Source organism: Actinoplanes sp. NBRC 101535 (assembly GCF_030269225.1).
Lineage (GTDB): Bacteria > Actinomycetota > Actinomycetes > Mycobacteriales > Micromonosporaceae > Actinoplanes > Actinoplanes rectilineatus.
The window spans coordinates 608,428-622,595 of sequence record NZ_BSSY01000004.1 but is presented as its reverse complement, the minus strand read 5'-3'; the positions used below and the strand labels follow the sequence as shown (position 1 = coordinate 622,595).

The window sequence follows — 14,168 nt, the reverse complement described above, 5'->3', positions numbered from 1 at the left end:
CCATCGAAGCGCGCCGAGACGTCCACCACGCGAACACGAGACGTCGCTCAGACGTCGGGTGGGTCAGCCGGTGACCTTCGCGAGGGCGTCGGCGTACGCCTGGTAGCCCTTCGTGTCGGGGTGGAACGACTCGGACACGTTGTCGGCGAGCGCGTTGATCCACGGCTCGTCCGCGCACGCCTCGTGCCCCTCGAACGCCTTCCGCACGTCCACGAAGGTGAACCCGTCGTGTTTGCCGGTCTGTGTCTCGATCGCCTCGTCGAGAGTGTCCGCGGCCGCGTTGAGCACCTCCCGCCGGGTCGCCGACAGCGCGTCACACCTGGTCTCGGCGCCGACCACCAGGTGGGGGTAGCCCAGCACGTACACCTTCGCGTTCGGCGCCCTGTCCCGGATCGTGGTGAACAGGTCACCCAGTTCGTCCGGCATCGTCGCCAGCCCGGTGACCGCCTTCTTCACCGACGACGTGCAGGTCTTCTCGTCGCCGAGCAGGCACTGCTGCAGGGTGGTGGTGAACCCGGCGTCGTTGCCGCCGACGGTCACCGTCACCCAGCCGGTCTTCTTGTCCAGGGCGGACAGCTGTTTCTCGGCCACGTCCGCGATCCGGGCGCCGCTGCACGCGTTGTTGACGACCTCGCCGACCGTGTCGCCGGTGCGCCCGGCCGCCCACAACGCCGGGTACGACCCCGCCGTGCTCACCAGGCAGGAACCCGGGGCGTACCCGCCGCCGCCCAGGCCCGCCGCGTACGAGTCACCGAGCGCGACATAGTCCGTCGCGGCCGGCACCGCCGTCTTCTCGGCGGCGGCGGGGGCGTCGGCGGTCGTGGACGAGCAGGCGGCGGTGAGCAGAACCGCCGTGACGGCCAGGATCGGGTGCGGTTTCAACGAGAACAACTCCTGACGACGGGTGGCGACTGCCCCGATGGTTGCACGCGGCATACTCGTCGGCGTGACCACTGCGCGCACCCCACGTCTCGAGATCGAGTACTGCACCCAGTGCCGCTGGCTGCTGCGGGCCGGCTGGACCGCGCAGGAGCTGCTCACCACGTTCGCCACCGACCTCGGCGAGGTGGCCCTGGTGCCCGGCGTCGGCGGTGTCTTCGAGGTCCGCCTCGACGGCGAGCTGCTCTGGTCGCGCAAGGCCGAGGGCGGCTTCCCGGAGCTGCCGCACCTCAAACGCCTGGTCCGGGACCGGATCGCCCCGGACCGCGACCTGGGCCATTCGGACCGGAAGACCGGCACCTGAGCGCGCCCTTTGGCAGAGTCGGACGGGTGACGGTCAAGAGCGCCCTGTCGAACTGGACGGCGTACACCCCGGTCCTGGCGATCGTGGCGCTGCTCCTCAGCTACGGACGCGTCCTGCCACCGGCCGCGGTGGTGGTCATCTCGCTGTTCCTGGCCGCCGCGGTGCTGGCCGCCGTGCACCACGCCGAGGTGGTCGCCCACAAGGTCGGCGAACCGTACGGCTCGCTGATCCTGGCGGTGGCGGTCACCGTGATCGAGGTGGCCCTGATCGTCACCCTCATGATCAGCGGCGGGGAGAGTTCGCAGTCGCTGGCCCGGGACACCGTCTTCGCCGCCGTCATGATCACCTGCAACGGCATTCTCGGCATCTCGCTGCTGGTCGGAGCGCTGCGCCGCCGGATAGCCGTGTTCAACCCGGAGGGCACGGGCGCGGCCTTCGCCACCGTCACCGCGATCGCCACCCTCAGCCTGGTGCTGCCCGCCTTCACCACCAGCAGCCCCGGCCCGCAGTTCACCCCCGCCCAGCTGGGCTTCGCCGCGGTCGTCTCGCTCGGCCTGTACCTGCTCTTCGTCGGTGTCCAGACCCGCCGCCACCGCTACTACTTCCTGCCGATCACCACCTCCGGCGAGGTGATTGACGCCGAGGAGCACCTCGACGCGCCGTCGCGCCGGACCGCCCTGACCAGTCTCGGACTGCTGCTGGTGGCGCTGATCGCGGTGGTGGGCCTGGCCAAGGGCGTCTCCCCGGCGGTCGAGTCCGGCGTCCAGAACGCCGGCCTGCCCCAGTCGGTGGTCGGCGTGGTGATCGCCCTGCTGGTCCTGCTCCCGGAGACCATCGCCGCGGTCCGGGCCGCGTCCCGGGACCGCATGCAGACCAGCATCAACCTGGCGCTGGGTTCGGCGATGGCCAGCATCGGCCTGACCATTCCGGCGATCGCCGCCGCGATGATCTGGCTGCCCGGGCCGCTGCTGCTGGGACTGGGCGGCACCCAGATGGTGCTGCTCGGCCTCACCGTCGTGATCGGCACGCTGACCGTGGTCCCCGGTCGCGCCAACATCCTTCAGGGCGGCCTGCACCTGAGCCTGCTGGCCGTCTTCCTCTTCCTCGCCGCGAGCCCCTGACCCCCGCGTCGGTCCGGCCGGGTCCGCCACGCACTCTTTCCACACATCGGGTACGCCCGGACGGCGCCCGTCTGCGTCCTCGTCCTTATGCTCCGCGGGTCAGGTGCGGCGGCAGGCCAGGGCGGCATGGCGGCCGTCGCGCCACAGCAGGCCGGACTCGGCGAAACCGGCGGCGCGGGCGGCCTGCGCGTGCCAGGCCGGGCCGCCCGCGAACTCGGCGGTCGGACGGTCCCGGAACACCTCGGACCGGGCCGCCAGCAGCGGCGCGAACTCGGCTGCCGCGGTCAGCTCGCCCCACCACTGGGTCCAGGCCAGTTCGGCGGTGGCCTCGCCCGGGACCGGGTCCAGCGCGCGCATCACCGTCGGGGCGTGGTCGTCGGGCATCAGGTCGGCGACCACCAGCAGGCCGCCGGGGGCCAGGATGCGGCGGATCGCGCGGTACAGGGTGCGGATCGGCGCCGGATCCAGGTAGTGGACCGTCATCACCGCCGTGACCAGGTCGTACCCGCCGCCCGCCGCGGCGGTCCAGGCCGGCGCGGTCAGGTCGGCGTCGATCACGTCCACCGCGCCGGGCAGGGCGGTCCGGGCCAGGGCCAGCAGCACCGGGTCGATGTCGACGAGACCGACCCGGGCGCCCGGCCAGCGGGCGGCCATCCGTTCGGCGAGCAGGCCGGGGCCGCCGCCGAGGTCGAGCACGCGGGTGGGCGGCCCCCCGTGCAGGCCTTCGGTGACCGTGCCGATGACGCGTTCCAGGGCGGGCAGGCCGGGGACGAAACCGGTCATGACGGTGTCCCAGGCGGCGCGGCGGCCGGCCACGCCGACGGGGTCGAGAGCGGTGGACGGCATGGGCCTACCTCGGTGCGAAAAGACTAGAAACGACAATCGTTTCTAACCGGGCGCCCTAACCGGAGGACACGCGGGGTGGGTGATCGTCGCGACGGCCGCGCGCGAACCGGCCCGCGGACCCGTGCGGTGCCGGCCGGGCGAGCATGCGGGCGACGGTCACCGGTCGAGGGCGGCCAGCGCGTCCAGGAGACGGTCGATCTCCTCCCGCGTGGTGTAGACGTGCACGCTCACGCGTACCGAAGCGGTCTTCTCGCCCTGGGCGCCCTGGCAGTGACCGTCGGCACGGACCAGCAGCCCGTCCGCGGCCAGGATGAACCCCAGGTCGTTGGAGCCGATCGCCCGGTGCCGGAAGGCCACGATCCCGTGCCGCTGCTGGACCGCCGAGTCCGCTGTCAGGCTGCGCTGGCAGCCCAGGATCTCGTAGGCGGCCATCTTGCTCAGCCCCTCGGTCAGCCGTACGCCGAGCGCCTGGTTCCACTGGGCGATCCGCTCCAGGCCCGCCTCGTCGAGCCAGTCCATCGCGGCGGCGAGGCTGATGATGCCGCTGGTGTTGGGGGAGCCGTTCCAGCCGGCCGGCTGGAAGACCGGGCCGCGCCGGTTGCGGGCCCAGACGGCGCCGGTACCGGGCAGCGCCATCGCCTTGTGGCCGGAGAAGACGACGAAGTCCACGTCGAGGGCGCCGACCGAGATCGGGAGATGGCCGAAGCTCTGCGCGGCGTCGAGGCAGATCGGGATGTCGGGGCCGGCGAGGGCGCGCAGGCGGTGCACGTTCATGTCGTTGCCGTAGACGTGGTGCACGTGGGTGGCGGCGATCATCCGGGTCCGCGGGGTGATCATCTCGGCGACGCGACCGGTGGCGTAGTCGTGCGCCGCGTCGTAGGGGATCGCCCGCACGGTGGCGCCGGTCAGGGCGGCGGCCTCCTGCCAGGGCAGGATGTTCGCGCTGTGGTCGGCGAACGGGACCAGGATCTCGTCGCCGGGGTGCAGTTGCGGGGCGAGCCAGTCGCGGGCGACGGTACGCAGACCCTCGGTGGTGCCGCTGACGAAGTGCACACCGGATTCGCCGGGTGCCGGGTCGGCGAGGAAACGGCGGAGCCGGTCGCGGGCGTGTTCGATGCGGGCGGTGGTGCGGTTCGCCCACGGGTACGTGCCCCGGGCGGCGTTGGCGTTGCCACTGGTCAGGTAGGTCATGACGGCGTCCAGGACGGGTTGCGGCTTCTGCGAGGTGGCCGCGCTGTCCAGATACGCCGTCTCCGGGTTCGATGTGATCTGGGGGAACTGTCCGCGCAGGGTGGACTGCCAGGTCATCTCAGTCACGCACCAGGGGGAGATCGGCGTCCCGCCAGGCGATGACGCCACCGGCGAGCGAATGAACCGCCGGATGTCCCATCTTCTGCAACAAGGCGGCGTAGGAGGCCGATTTCTCTCCCACCGGGCATACCAGGAGGACCGGCTGTCGGCGGCTGAACGGTAACCCCGCCGCCAGCATCTCCCCGAACGCCTCATCCACGATGTTGATCGACCCGTCGATGTGCAGCGCCTGGTAGGCGTAGGGACTCCGCAAGTCGATCACCAGCGCGTCCCGGGCATAGGCCTCGGCGGCCTCGACCGCCACCACCGGGGCCGCGGCGACCTCCGCCGGCGACAGCGACCCCACCGAGTGCGGCCGCGCCGGCTGCCCGAACAGGGCCGGGCGGCGTTCCCGCAGGTAACTCAGGTACGACTCGACGCGGTCGCAGATGATGAAGACCGCGGACCGTCGCTCGGTCAAGGACGCGTCCACCGTACGCAGAAACCGCACCGCCCCCTGATAGGCGCCCCCGCCGGTGGGCCCGGCCAGCATCCCGCACCGCCGGACCAGGGTGAGCAGCCCGTCGATGGCCTCGTCCGCACTGACCGGCTCCACGGTGTCGTAGACGCCCGGGTCGAACAGGCCCACCTCGTGCACCTCGTCGATGGTCCGGATCCCCGGGATGAAGTCGTTCTTCGCCGAGACCAGCCCGATCACCCGGGTGTCCGGGTCGTGCTGCCGCAGCGCCCGGGCCACCCCGGTCGACGACCCCGCCGTGCCCACACACGCGATGAAGTAGTCCGGGGCGTTGCCGTCCAGATCCTTGACGATCTCCGGCCCGGTGCCGTTGAGGTGCGCCTCCACGTTGAGCTCGTTGAAGTACTGGTCGGTGTGCACGAAACCACCGCCGGACTCGGTGAGCCGCCGGTACATCCGGGTCAGCGGGTCGTCGGTGTCCGTCGGGTCGAGGCACTCGGACTGGCCGGGCAACTCGTCGATCTCCGCGCCGAGCAGCAGCAGCAGGTCCTTGATCTCGGGGACCTTCATCCGGTTGGTGACGCTGCGGAACGGCAGGCCGTGCATCCCGGCGATCAGCGCGAGAGCCTTGGCGGTGTTGCCGCTGGACAGCTCGACCACCGTGTCACCGCGTTCCGCCGCGCCCGCCAGCATCGGGCGGACCATGCTCCAGGCGGCCCGGTCCTTCACCGACCCGAACGGGTTGAGCAACTCCATCTTGGCGTACAGGTCGATGTTGCGCAGGCCGTGCACGGCCGGGTCGATGCGCACCAGGGGCGTGTTGCCGATCGCCTCGGTGATGTCGTCGAATCTCATGGAGCCCCCTCGGGCCAGTAGTTCTCGTCGAGGCACCAGCGCCATCGACCGTCCCGCCGGTACAGCGCGACCATGGGCGTGACCGGCCGGCGCACCGCGGTGGTGGCGACGAAGTCCATGAAGTAACCGGCCGTGTTGACGAACACCAGCAGGTCGCCGGTCCGGGGCGTGCGGGGCAGCCGGACCTGCCGGCGGGTGATCAGGTCCGACTCGAGGCAGAGGTTGCCGAGCAGGTACGCCCCTCTTTCCTCGCCTTCGCCGTCGTTGTCGCCTTCGCCTTCGTCTTTGCCGAGGAGCACCGGATCCATCAGCACGCCGTGCTCCTCGGTGCTCACGTCCCGGGCGTTGGCGTCGACGCGCACCAGCAGGTCGCCGTCCTGCCGGCGGACCTCGACGACCCGGGTCAGGACCAGGCCGCACTGGTCGAGCAGGGCGCGGCCGGGTTCGACGTCCAGGTCGTACATGTGGTCCAGCAGCAGGTCGCCGAGGGGCCGCCGCTGTCCGGGCGCGGGCGTGTCCAGCAACTGGTCGAGGTAGTCGGCGCCGGCCGCCCCGCGGTGCGCCGGATAGACGGTGAGGCTGCCGCGCAGGGTGCCGTTCTCGGCGCGCAGGCCGTACCCGTGACCGTTCCAGGTCATCGGCGGCCGGTTGCCGAGGACCGCCTGCGCGAGGGCCGAGGTGTAGCGCTCCCACTGCGCGCCGTCGGCCAGGTAGTTGACGCCGTAGCCGCCGCCGATGTCGAGCGTCCACGGGCGCAGTCCCCGGGCCCGGCACTTGTCCAGGGCGGCCAGGGCGCCTTCGAACGCCACCGCCTTCTCGGCGACCGCGACGGTGTCCAGGTGGTAGGCGAGGCCGACGAGTTCGGCGCGGCCGTCGATCAGGTCGAGGGCGGTGTCGAGGTCACCGACCGGGATGCCGAACCGGCTGCGCCGGCTGACCATCTGCACGCCGTGCGACACGAATCCGGAGAGCCGGATCATGATCTTGGCGTTCCGGCCGGGGATGTCGGAGATCTCGGCCAGGGAGTCCACGGCCACCGTCACCCCGGTCTGGGCGGCCAGCCAGAGGAACGCCCGGTCCTTGGGGCCGGTGGCGAGGATCCGGTCCGGCGGGAAGCCCGACGACAGTGCGTGCTGCAACTCCTCCAGCGACGACACGTCCACCCCGGCGTCGGTCGTGCTCAGCTGCCGCAGCAGCGCACTGGACCGGTTGGCCTTGTGGGCGAAGTGGATCCGCCCGCGCAGCCGCCGCCGGCGGTAGACGTCGAGGAACCGGGCCACGTTGGCCCCGGCGCTCTGTGGCAGGACCACGTTGACCGGTGATCCGAACCCCTCTACCAGCTGTTCGAGGAGTTCCCCCTCATCCAGGACGGATCGAGTGATCGGCGCGATGCGAGGTGTCAAGGGCAGCATGGTGTCGACTCCCGGCGGGTCTCCGGCGCGCCCCCAACGTAACCGACCCCACCACCCTCCGCAAAGGAGTGATTACCGTGAGGAGTGACTCAAGCGGTCCGCAGATCCAGCGTGTGCCAGATCGCCGTCTCCTGATCCCCGGTCGACCACCAGAGCATCCCGTCCCTGGTCGCCGCCAGATCCGCCGCCGCCGACAACGCCACCGTCCGGCCGGTGTCGAGATCGTGCACGATCAACCCGGCCACCCCGGTCAGGTCCGCGTTCGGCCCCGGCTCGGAGAGGATCTCGAACCGGTCCAGCACCGCCACGTCGGTCACCGCGGCCTGCGCCTGCGGACCGGCCACCCGCCGCCGGTCCGAGCCGTCCGGGCGCATCGCGTCGATCCGGACCGGCCCGGACGAGTCCATCACCATCACCCGGCACCACGACGGGCTGCACATGCTCCACTCGGACGCGGCCACCGGCACGGCGACCCGGGAACCGGTCTCCAGGTTGCGCATCGTGATCGCCCCGGTCTGCCCACCGGCCGCGTCGTCGGTCAGCCACGGCCAGGCGGTCAGCGCCCACTGGCCGGCCTCGGTCCGCACCTGCACCGCACCGCCGGTCAGCGCCACCGACCGGATCTGGGTGCTGCCACTGCCTTCGCCGGCCGTCCAGTGCACCCGGCCGTCCGCGACGACCAGGTCGTACTGCGTGCCGTAGAACAGCACGTTGCCGGTGTCCGCGGTGATCATCCGGGGCGACTCGTCGGCGTGCGCCCGCGCGGTCCAGATCTCGGTCGGCCGGTCACCGGTCGACTCCGTCCACAACAGATCCTCGCCGGACGCGGTCACCGTGTCGAACCGGGCGTCGCCGCCGGCCGGCAGACGCCGCAACTCGCGCTGCCGCCCGTCCGCCACGATCACCAGCCGCAGCGCATCCCGGTCGCTGACCGTGCCGACCGCGGTGGTCGCGTCCAGGAACAGCAGCGGCTCGATCCCCAGATCCGGCAGGTCGGCCCGGGACGCCGACGGCCACGCCTGCGCGGCGGTGAGCCGCTCATCACCGGCCGCGACCGGTGCCGGCTCCCGGTCCGGGACCGTCCCGGCGAGCAGCGCCCCGGCCGCCAGCAGCGCGGTGGCCAGGCTGATCCGGTTGCGGAGGGTCATTCGTACTGCTGCTTCGGTGGGGTGACCGGCTGCCACTGCTCGACCTTCAGATACGCGATATCGGCCTGATTGACCGGGTCCTTGCCCGATGTCGTGCTGTACACGCCGGTGATCTGCACCCAGGCGCCGGCCGGTGCGTCGATCACCGGACCGCCCTCCAGCCCCACCTTGATCGGCCGGCCGTCGGCGGCGCAACAGCTCACCACGATCCGGGCGATCATCGGGGCGCCGTTCTCGGCGGTGGTGACGAAACCGGTCAGCTTGAGCCGGCGCCCGGCCAGGCTGCGGCCCTCGTCGTAGACCACCCGCGACGCGTAGTCGAGCAGCCCCACCGCGACCGGGTCGCCCTCGGGCAGCGGCGGGTAATCCGACCCGGCGTCGCTGATCGGCAGCGTGCCGGACCGGTCCGCGGTGTACGACCCCAGCGCCGGTGGGGCGACCAGCAACAATCCGAGCACCGGCAGGATGAGCAGCCAGCCCACCCGGGGTTCGTGGTGATGGTCGTCGGAGTTCCGCCAGGAGTACCACAGGGTCATCACGGCGGCGGCCACCAGCACCGCACCCGCCACGATCAGCAACGGGCGCAGGCCCTCCTTGACGTACCGCAGATAGAGATCGGTCAGCGACACCTTGAGGATCGCCCCACCGAAGAGAAGCAGCACCACCGCCTGCGCCTGCCGGTTCACAGCAGCACCACCCCGAAGATCGTGCCGACCAGGACCGCCAGCAGGAACGTGGCCGGGGCGAACCGGACCGCGAACCGGCGACCGAACACCCCCGCCTGCATGGAGATCAGTTTCAGGTCGACCATCGGCCCGACCACCAGGAACACCAGCCGCGAGGTCAGCGAGAACTGGGACAGCGACGCGGCCACGAACGCGTCCGCCTCACTGCAGATCGACAGCAGCACCGCCAGCACCGCCAGCGCCAGCACGGAGAGCACCGGCTGGGCCGCCACACTCTGCAGCCAGGCCTCCGGCACCAGCACGTTGATCGTCGCGGCGGCCGCGGCACCCAGCACCAGGAAACCACCGGCGTGCGCCACGTCGTGCCGGACCGCCGACCAGAACGCCTGGCCGCGCGGCATGCCGTCGAGGTCGGGCCGGTGCGGCAGCCGGATCCAGTCGGCCTTGCCGAGACGCAGCCACAGCCAGCCCATCACCACCGCGACGATCAGGCCGGCCAGGAACCGGGCCAGCACCATCTCCGGATCTCCCGGGAACGCCACCGCGGTCGCGGTCAGCACGATCGGGTTGATCGCCGGCGCGGCCAGCAGGAAGGCCAGCGCGGCGGCCGGTGTCACCCCGCGGCGGATCAGCGAACCGGCGATCGGCACGCTGCCGCACTCGCAGCCGGGCAGCACCACCCCGGCCAGCCCGGCGGCCGGCACCGCCAGCGCCGGACGTCTCGGCAGCGCCCGTGCCCAGAAGTCACGCGGCACGAACACCGCGATCACCGCCGACAGCAGCACCCCGAACACCAGGAACGGCACCGCCTGCACCAGCACCGACACGAAGACCGTCGTCCAGGTCTGCATCCGCGCCCCGGACACCAGCCCGGACAGCGGCCCCCGGAAGATCACCAGCAGGACGAGCAGCCCGGCCAGAACCTCGACCGATCCGATGCCTCCGACACCGCGGCGGTCCAGCGCGCGAGCCTCCGTCGTCACCCCTTCACTCCCCAAGCCGTCCGTAGTCCCGTCGTCGCAGGCTAGGAATCTACCGGCTGACCCCCGCCGGACAAGCTCTCCGGATGCGCCCGTCCGGGTGACAGATTTTTCGGCGTACGCGGGAAAAGGTCCCCAGTGGAGCGACGACCGTCACGACTTCTCCGGAATTCCGGGGAACTCCCGAGCGCCCCGTGGCGACTAACGGGCGTTCCCCGAAGACGAGGAACCGAAGCAAAGGAAGATGATGCAGACAGTCGCGTTCGCCCGCCGTACCCGTCTCGTGGCAGTCCCGGCCCTCTGTGCCGCGCTCGCCCTCACCGGCTGCGGCGGTACCGAGGCCGCGTCCCCGACCGCCGGTGAGCCCGCCGCGAGCGCGAGCGCCGTGACCGCCACCGCCCTGACCGTGCGCGACCCCTGGGTGAAGGCCGCCGACAGCGGCATGACCGCGGCGTTCGCCACCCTGGTCAACAACACCGGCGCGGACGTCACCATCGAGTCGGCCACCTCCCCGGCCTCGCCGCTGGAACTGCACACCATGGTCATGAAGGACGGCGCGATGGTGATGCAGCCCAAGGAGGGCGGCTTCGTGATCAAGGCCGGTGGCACGCACGAGCTGTCCCCGGGCGGCGACCACCTGATGCTGATGCAGCCCACCGCGGCGATCAAGGCGGGTGACGAGGTCACGTTCACCCTCAACCTGGCCGGTGGCGGCACGGTCGACTTCACCGCCGTCGCGAAGCCGTTCGTGGGCGCGCAGGAGAGCTACGACCCGGGCATGGAGATGGGCGGCATGCCGTCGGCGTCGTCGGGCGCACACTCGTGACGATCGGTCGCCGGGCACTGCTCACCGGCGGCGCGGCGGCCGGCCTCGGTGCCGCCGCCGCGGCCGGTGCCGCCCTGTCCCGACGCTCGGACGGCCCGGTCGTCCCGGTGGCCGCGACCACCACCGGCACCGGAACCGACACCGGCACCCGCACCATCGCGTTCCACGGCCCGCGCCAGGCCGGCGTCACCGACGAGCCGCAGGCACACGGCGCGTTCGTCGCGTTCACCCTGGCCAAGGACGTCGACCGGGCCGCCCTGGGCCGGATGCTGCGGCTGCTCACCGACGACGCGTCCCGGCTGACCCGGGGCGAGCCGGCGCTCGCCGACACCGAGGCCGACCTGGCCGTGCTGCCGGCCGGCCTGACCGTGACGTTCGGGTTCGGTCCCGGCCTCTACCGGGCGGCCGGCCTGCCCTCGCCGGTCACCGACCTGCCGAGCTTCACCATCGACCGGCTCCAGGACCGCTGGTCCGGCGGCGACCTGCTGCTGCAGATCTGCGCCGACGACGCACTGACCGTCACGCACGCCCAGCGCATGATGATCAAGGATGCCCGGCCGTTCGGATCGGTGCGCTGGGTGCAGCGCGGATTCCGGCGCAGCCCCGGCGTGCAGGCCGCCGAGTTCACCCAGCGCAACGTGCTGGGCCAACTGGACGGCACGGCCAACCCGAAGGACGCCGCCCGGGACACCGCGGTCTGGAACGCCGACCACAGCACCCAGCTGGTGGTCCGCCGGATCCGGGCCGAGATCGAGACCTGGGACCTGCTCAGCGTCGGCGACAAGGAGAACTCGGTGGGCCGCCGGATGACCTCCGGCGCGCCGTTCACCGGCGTCGCGGAACACGACGAGCCGGACTTCACCGCGGTCGACGAGGGCGGACTGCCCGTGATGCCGGACTTCGCGCACGTCACACGGGCACATGTCACCGACCCGCAACTGAAGATCCTGCGCCGGCCGTACAACTACGACGAGGCGCCGGACTCGTCCGGCCGACCCGACAGCGGGCTGGTTTTCGCCTCGTACCAAGCTGATACCGCCCGTCAGTTCCTGCCCATCCAGCGGCGTCTCGCCGAGAAGGACCTGTTGAACGAATGGACGACACCGATCGGATCCGCCGTGTTCGCCGTTCCACCCGGTTGCTCGGAGGGCGGCTGGATCGGGGAGCACCTGCTCTCCTGACCCGCCTGCTGCTCGGCCTGACCGCCCTGGCCGCGGTGCTGCTGCCCGGTGCGCCGGCCTGGGCGCACAACGCGCTCGCCGAGGCCAGCCCGGCCAAGGAAGCGACCCTGAAGAAGGCGCCCACCGAGGTGAAGCTGCGGTTCCTGCAGAAACTGGACCCGGACTACACGATCATCTCGGTCAGCGACGCCGACAAGCAGAAGGTCGCCACCGACGGCCCGGAGGTGGACGGCGCGACCGGCGTGGTCACCTTCTCCGAGCCGCTCACCAACGGCGTCTACACCGTGGCCTACCAGGTGGTCTCCACCGACGGGCACACCGTGAAGGGCTCCTACAGGTTCACCCTGAACGACCCGTCCGCCACCGAGGCGCCCGCTGCCGCTGAGCCCAGCGCGGCGCCGGCCACCTCCGCCGCCGCGGTGCCCACCTCGTCGATCGCCGAGGCCACCGCCGGCCCGGACTTGACCGCCGCATCCGACAGCGAGGAGAGCGGCGACACCGGCATGATCGTCGGAGTCGCCGTCGCCGCCGTCGTGATCCTGGCCGGGCTGGCCGGCCTCCTGTTCGCCCGCAAACGCAACTCCTGATCCCCCATGAAGGAAGCCATGAAGCTGATGAAGCGTGCGGCCGCCGTCTCCGCCGTCGCGGCCGCGTTCGTCCTCGGAGTGGCCGGCCCGGCCGCCGCGCACGTCACGGTCAACCCGGACAGCGCGACCCAGGGCGGGTACGCCAAGGTGACGTTCCGCGTGCCGAACGAGAGTGACAGCGCCTCCACCACCAAGCTGGAGATCAACCTGCCGACCGACTCGCCGGTCGGTTCGGTGTCGCTCAAGCCGCTGCAGGGCTGGACCGCGGTCGCCGAGAAGACCAAGCTGGCCACCCCGGTCGAGGTGCACGGCAGCCCGATCACCGAGGCGGTCACGAAGATCACCTGGACGGCGGCGGCCGGTTCCGAGGTCAAGCCCGGTTTCTTCCAGGAGTTCGACGTCTCACTGGGCCCGCTGCCCACCGCCGACCAGATGGTCTTCAAGGCGCTGCAGACCTACTCGGACGGCACGATCGTGCGCTGGATCGACGAGCCGAACGCCGACGGCACCGAGCCGGAGAGCCCGGCCCCGGTCCTGAAGCTGACCGCGGCCGGCGCCGAGCCCGCCGGTGACACGGCCGAGGGCGCCACCGCTGAGGCCGTGGCCGAGGAGCCCGCCGAGTCGTCCGGCAGCAACACCTGGGGTATCGCGGGTCTCGCCGCCGGCCTGGTCGGCCTGGTCGCCGGACTGCTGGCCTACCGTAAGGCCGCCACGGCCACCCCGCTCACGGTGGCCCCCGCCGCCGCAAAGCCCGCGGCCACCGACGACAAGTAGGAGCCATGGTGACCCCGGCCGTCGCTCACGGCGGTCGTGGTCCCGGCACATCGCCGGCGTGGTGACCCCGGCCGTCGTTCACGGCGGTCGCGGGCACGCACGTCGACAGCAGCGTGGTGACACCGGCCGTTCAGCGCGGCCGGAGTCACCACGCTGCTTCGTGTCAGACCGGGCGGCGGGCGGTCACACGCGTGAACGGGGAGAGTGGGTGCGGTGCTTTTCGGCGTACCCCACAAAGAGCCGCAAGCGCACCGACCAGCGCGCCCACCCGCGCGAAGCGGAAGTCCCACACCAGGAGCAGGCCACCCGGGCGCAGCACCCGGACCAGCTCCGCGGCCGCCCGGCGCTGATCCGGCCACTCGTGCGCGCTCAGCGTCGAGGTGACCACGTCGAACGTGCCGTCCGGCCAGGGCAGATCACCCACGTCGGCGACCCGCAGATCGGCGGGCCGCAGTGCGGTGGACGGCCAGGCCCGGCGGGCGAGGGCCACCATGTCCGGGGACAGGTCGGCGCCGCTGAGCCGCAGGTCGGGCCGGAGCGTCGCGACCGCGTGCAGCAGGCGGCCCGGACCGGTGCCGATGTCCAGCACCGCACCGTCGCGGGGCGCGGCGGCCGCGATCCCGGACGCCGCCCGCCGGTGGAAACCGCCGAGCAGCCGGCCGGCCCGCCGGTCGTAGGCGACACTCCGCGCTTGATCGAAGACCATCGGTTCCTCCCGTGGTTGACAACTCCGTCGACCGT

Annotated in this window: 15 protein-coding genes; 6 read left to right on the top strand and 9 right to left on the bottom strand. The window is 71.9% G+C overall.

Annotated features, from left to right (window positions below):
• Positions 1 to 63 precede the first annotated feature (63 nt).
• Positions 64 to 936: an SGNH/GDSL hydrolase family protein gene (locus QSK32_RS14725; RefSeq protein WP_083448673.1), complete on the bottom strand. Its 873-nt coding sequence runs from the start codon at positions 934 to 936 to the stop codon at positions 64 to 66.
• A gap of 10 nt (positions 937 to 946) precedes the next feature.
• Between QSK32_RS14725 and QSK32_RS14720 the strand changes: the two genes are divergently transcribed.
• Positions 947 to 1,243 carry an Rdx family protein gene (locus tag QSK32_RS14720; RefSeq protein ID WP_245673754.1) on the top strand — a complete coding sequence of 99 codons (297 nt, stop codon included), beginning with the start codon at positions 947 to 949 and terminating at the stop codon, positions 1,241 to 1,243.
• A gap of 26 nt (positions 1,244 to 1,269) precedes the next feature.
• Positions 1,270 to 2,364: a calcium:cation antiporter gene (locus QSK32_RS14715; RefSeq protein WP_157410651.1), complete on the top strand. Its 1,095-nt coding sequence runs from the start codon at positions 1,270 to 1,272 to the stop codon at positions 2,362 to 2,364.
• Between the two features lie 99 nt (positions 2,365 to 2,463).
• Here QSK32_RS14715 and QSK32_RS14710 read toward each other — a convergent pair whose 3' ends face one another.
• From QSK32_RS14710 to QSK32_RS14680, 7 genes are all read right to left on the bottom strand, one after another.
• Positions 2,464 to 3,210 carry a class I SAM-dependent methyltransferase gene (locus QSK32_RS14710; RefSeq protein WP_285472227.1) on the bottom strand — a complete coding sequence of 249 codons (747 nt, stop codon included), beginning with the start codon at positions 3,208 to 3,210 and terminating at the stop codon, positions 2,464 to 2,466.
• Positions 3,211 to 3,366: 156 nt separating this feature from the next.
• Positions 3,367 to 4,518 carry an aminotransferase class V-fold PLP-dependent enzyme gene (locus QSK32_RS14705; RefSeq protein WP_285472255.1) on the bottom strand — a complete coding sequence of 384 codons (1,152 nt, stop codon included), beginning with the start codon at positions 4,516 to 4,518 and terminating at the stop codon, positions 3,367 to 3,369.
• Position 4,519: 1 nt separating this feature from the next.
• Positions 4,520 to 5,833, bottom strand: a complete 1,314-nt coding sequence (locus tag QSK32_RS14700; RefSeq protein WP_045739561.1) for a pyridoxal-phosphate dependent enzyme — start codon at positions 5,831 to 5,833, stop codon at positions 4,520 to 4,522.
• The gene (locus QSK32_RS14695; protein WP_285472226.1) at positions 5,830 to 7,245 is read right to left on the bottom strand and encodes a type III PLP-dependent enzyme domain-containing protein; all 1,416 of its coding nucleotides are present in this window, start codon (positions 7,243 to 7,245) and stop codon (positions 5,830 to 5,832) included. Before QSK32_RS14695 ends, QSK32_RS14700 begins: the two co-directional genes overlap by 4 nt.
• 89 nt (positions 7,246 to 7,334) lie before the next feature.
• Positions 7,335 to 8,393, bottom strand: coding sequence for a hypothetical protein (locus tag QSK32_RS14690; RefSeq protein WP_045739563.1), 1,059 nt, complete (start codon positions 8,391 to 8,393; stop codon positions 7,335 to 7,337).
• On the bottom strand, positions 8,390 to 9,079 hold the full coding sequence (locus QSK32_RS14685; RefSeq protein WP_285472225.1) for a TIGR03943 family putative permease subunit: 690 nt from the start codon (positions 9,077 to 9,079) through the stop codon (positions 8,390 to 8,392). Before QSK32_RS14685 ends, QSK32_RS14690 begins: the two co-directional genes overlap by 4 nt.
• Positions 9,076 to 10,062, bottom strand: a complete 987-nt coding sequence (locus tag QSK32_RS14680) for a permease (protein WP_245673755.1) — start codon at positions 10,060 to 10,062, stop codon at positions 9,076 to 9,078. The genes QSK32_RS14685 and QSK32_RS14680 overlap by 4 nt, the downstream gene beginning before the upstream one ends.
• Positions 10,063 to 10,303: 241 nt before the next feature.
• On the opposite strand from QSK32_RS14680, the gene QSK32_RS14675 reads away from it, so the two are divergent.
• The 4 genes from QSK32_RS14675 to QSK32_RS14660 are packed head-to-tail and all read left to right on the top strand — an operon-like array spanning position 10,304 to position 13,427.
• The gene (locus tag QSK32_RS14675) at positions 10,304 to 10,885 is read left to right on the top strand and encodes a copper chaperone PCu(A)C (protein ID WP_285472224.1); all 582 of its coding nucleotides are present in this window, start codon (positions 10,304 to 10,306) and stop codon (positions 10,883 to 10,885) included.
• Between the two features lie 2 nt (positions 10,886 to 10,887).
• The gene (locus QSK32_RS14670) at positions 10,888 to 12,066 is read left to right on the top strand and encodes a Dyp-type peroxidase (protein ID WP_083448698.1); all 1,179 of its coding nucleotides are present in this window, start codon (positions 10,888 to 10,890) and stop codon (positions 12,064 to 12,066) included.
• Entirely contained in the window at positions 11,979 to 12,653 is a 675-nt protein-coding gene (locus tag QSK32_RS14665; protein WP_285472223.1) for a copper resistance CopC family protein, read from the top strand. The genes QSK32_RS14670 and QSK32_RS14665 overlap by 88 nt, the downstream gene beginning before the upstream one ends.
• An 18-nt stretch (positions 12,654 to 12,671) precedes the next feature.
• Positions 12,672 to 13,427: a YcnI family copper-binding membrane protein gene (locus tag QSK32_RS14660; protein ID WP_045739719.1), complete on the top strand. Its 756-nt coding sequence runs from the start codon at positions 12,672 to 12,674 to the stop codon at positions 13,425 to 13,427.
• Positions 13,428 to 13,590: 163 nt separating this feature from the next.
• On the opposite strand, the gene QSK32_RS14655 is transcribed toward QSK32_RS14660, so the two are convergent.
• Positions 13,591 to 14,133, bottom strand: coding sequence for a class I SAM-dependent methyltransferase (locus QSK32_RS14655; protein WP_285472222.1), 543 nt, complete (start codon positions 14,131 to 14,133; stop codon positions 13,591 to 13,593).
• Positions 14,134 to 14,168 lie beyond the last annotated feature (35 nt).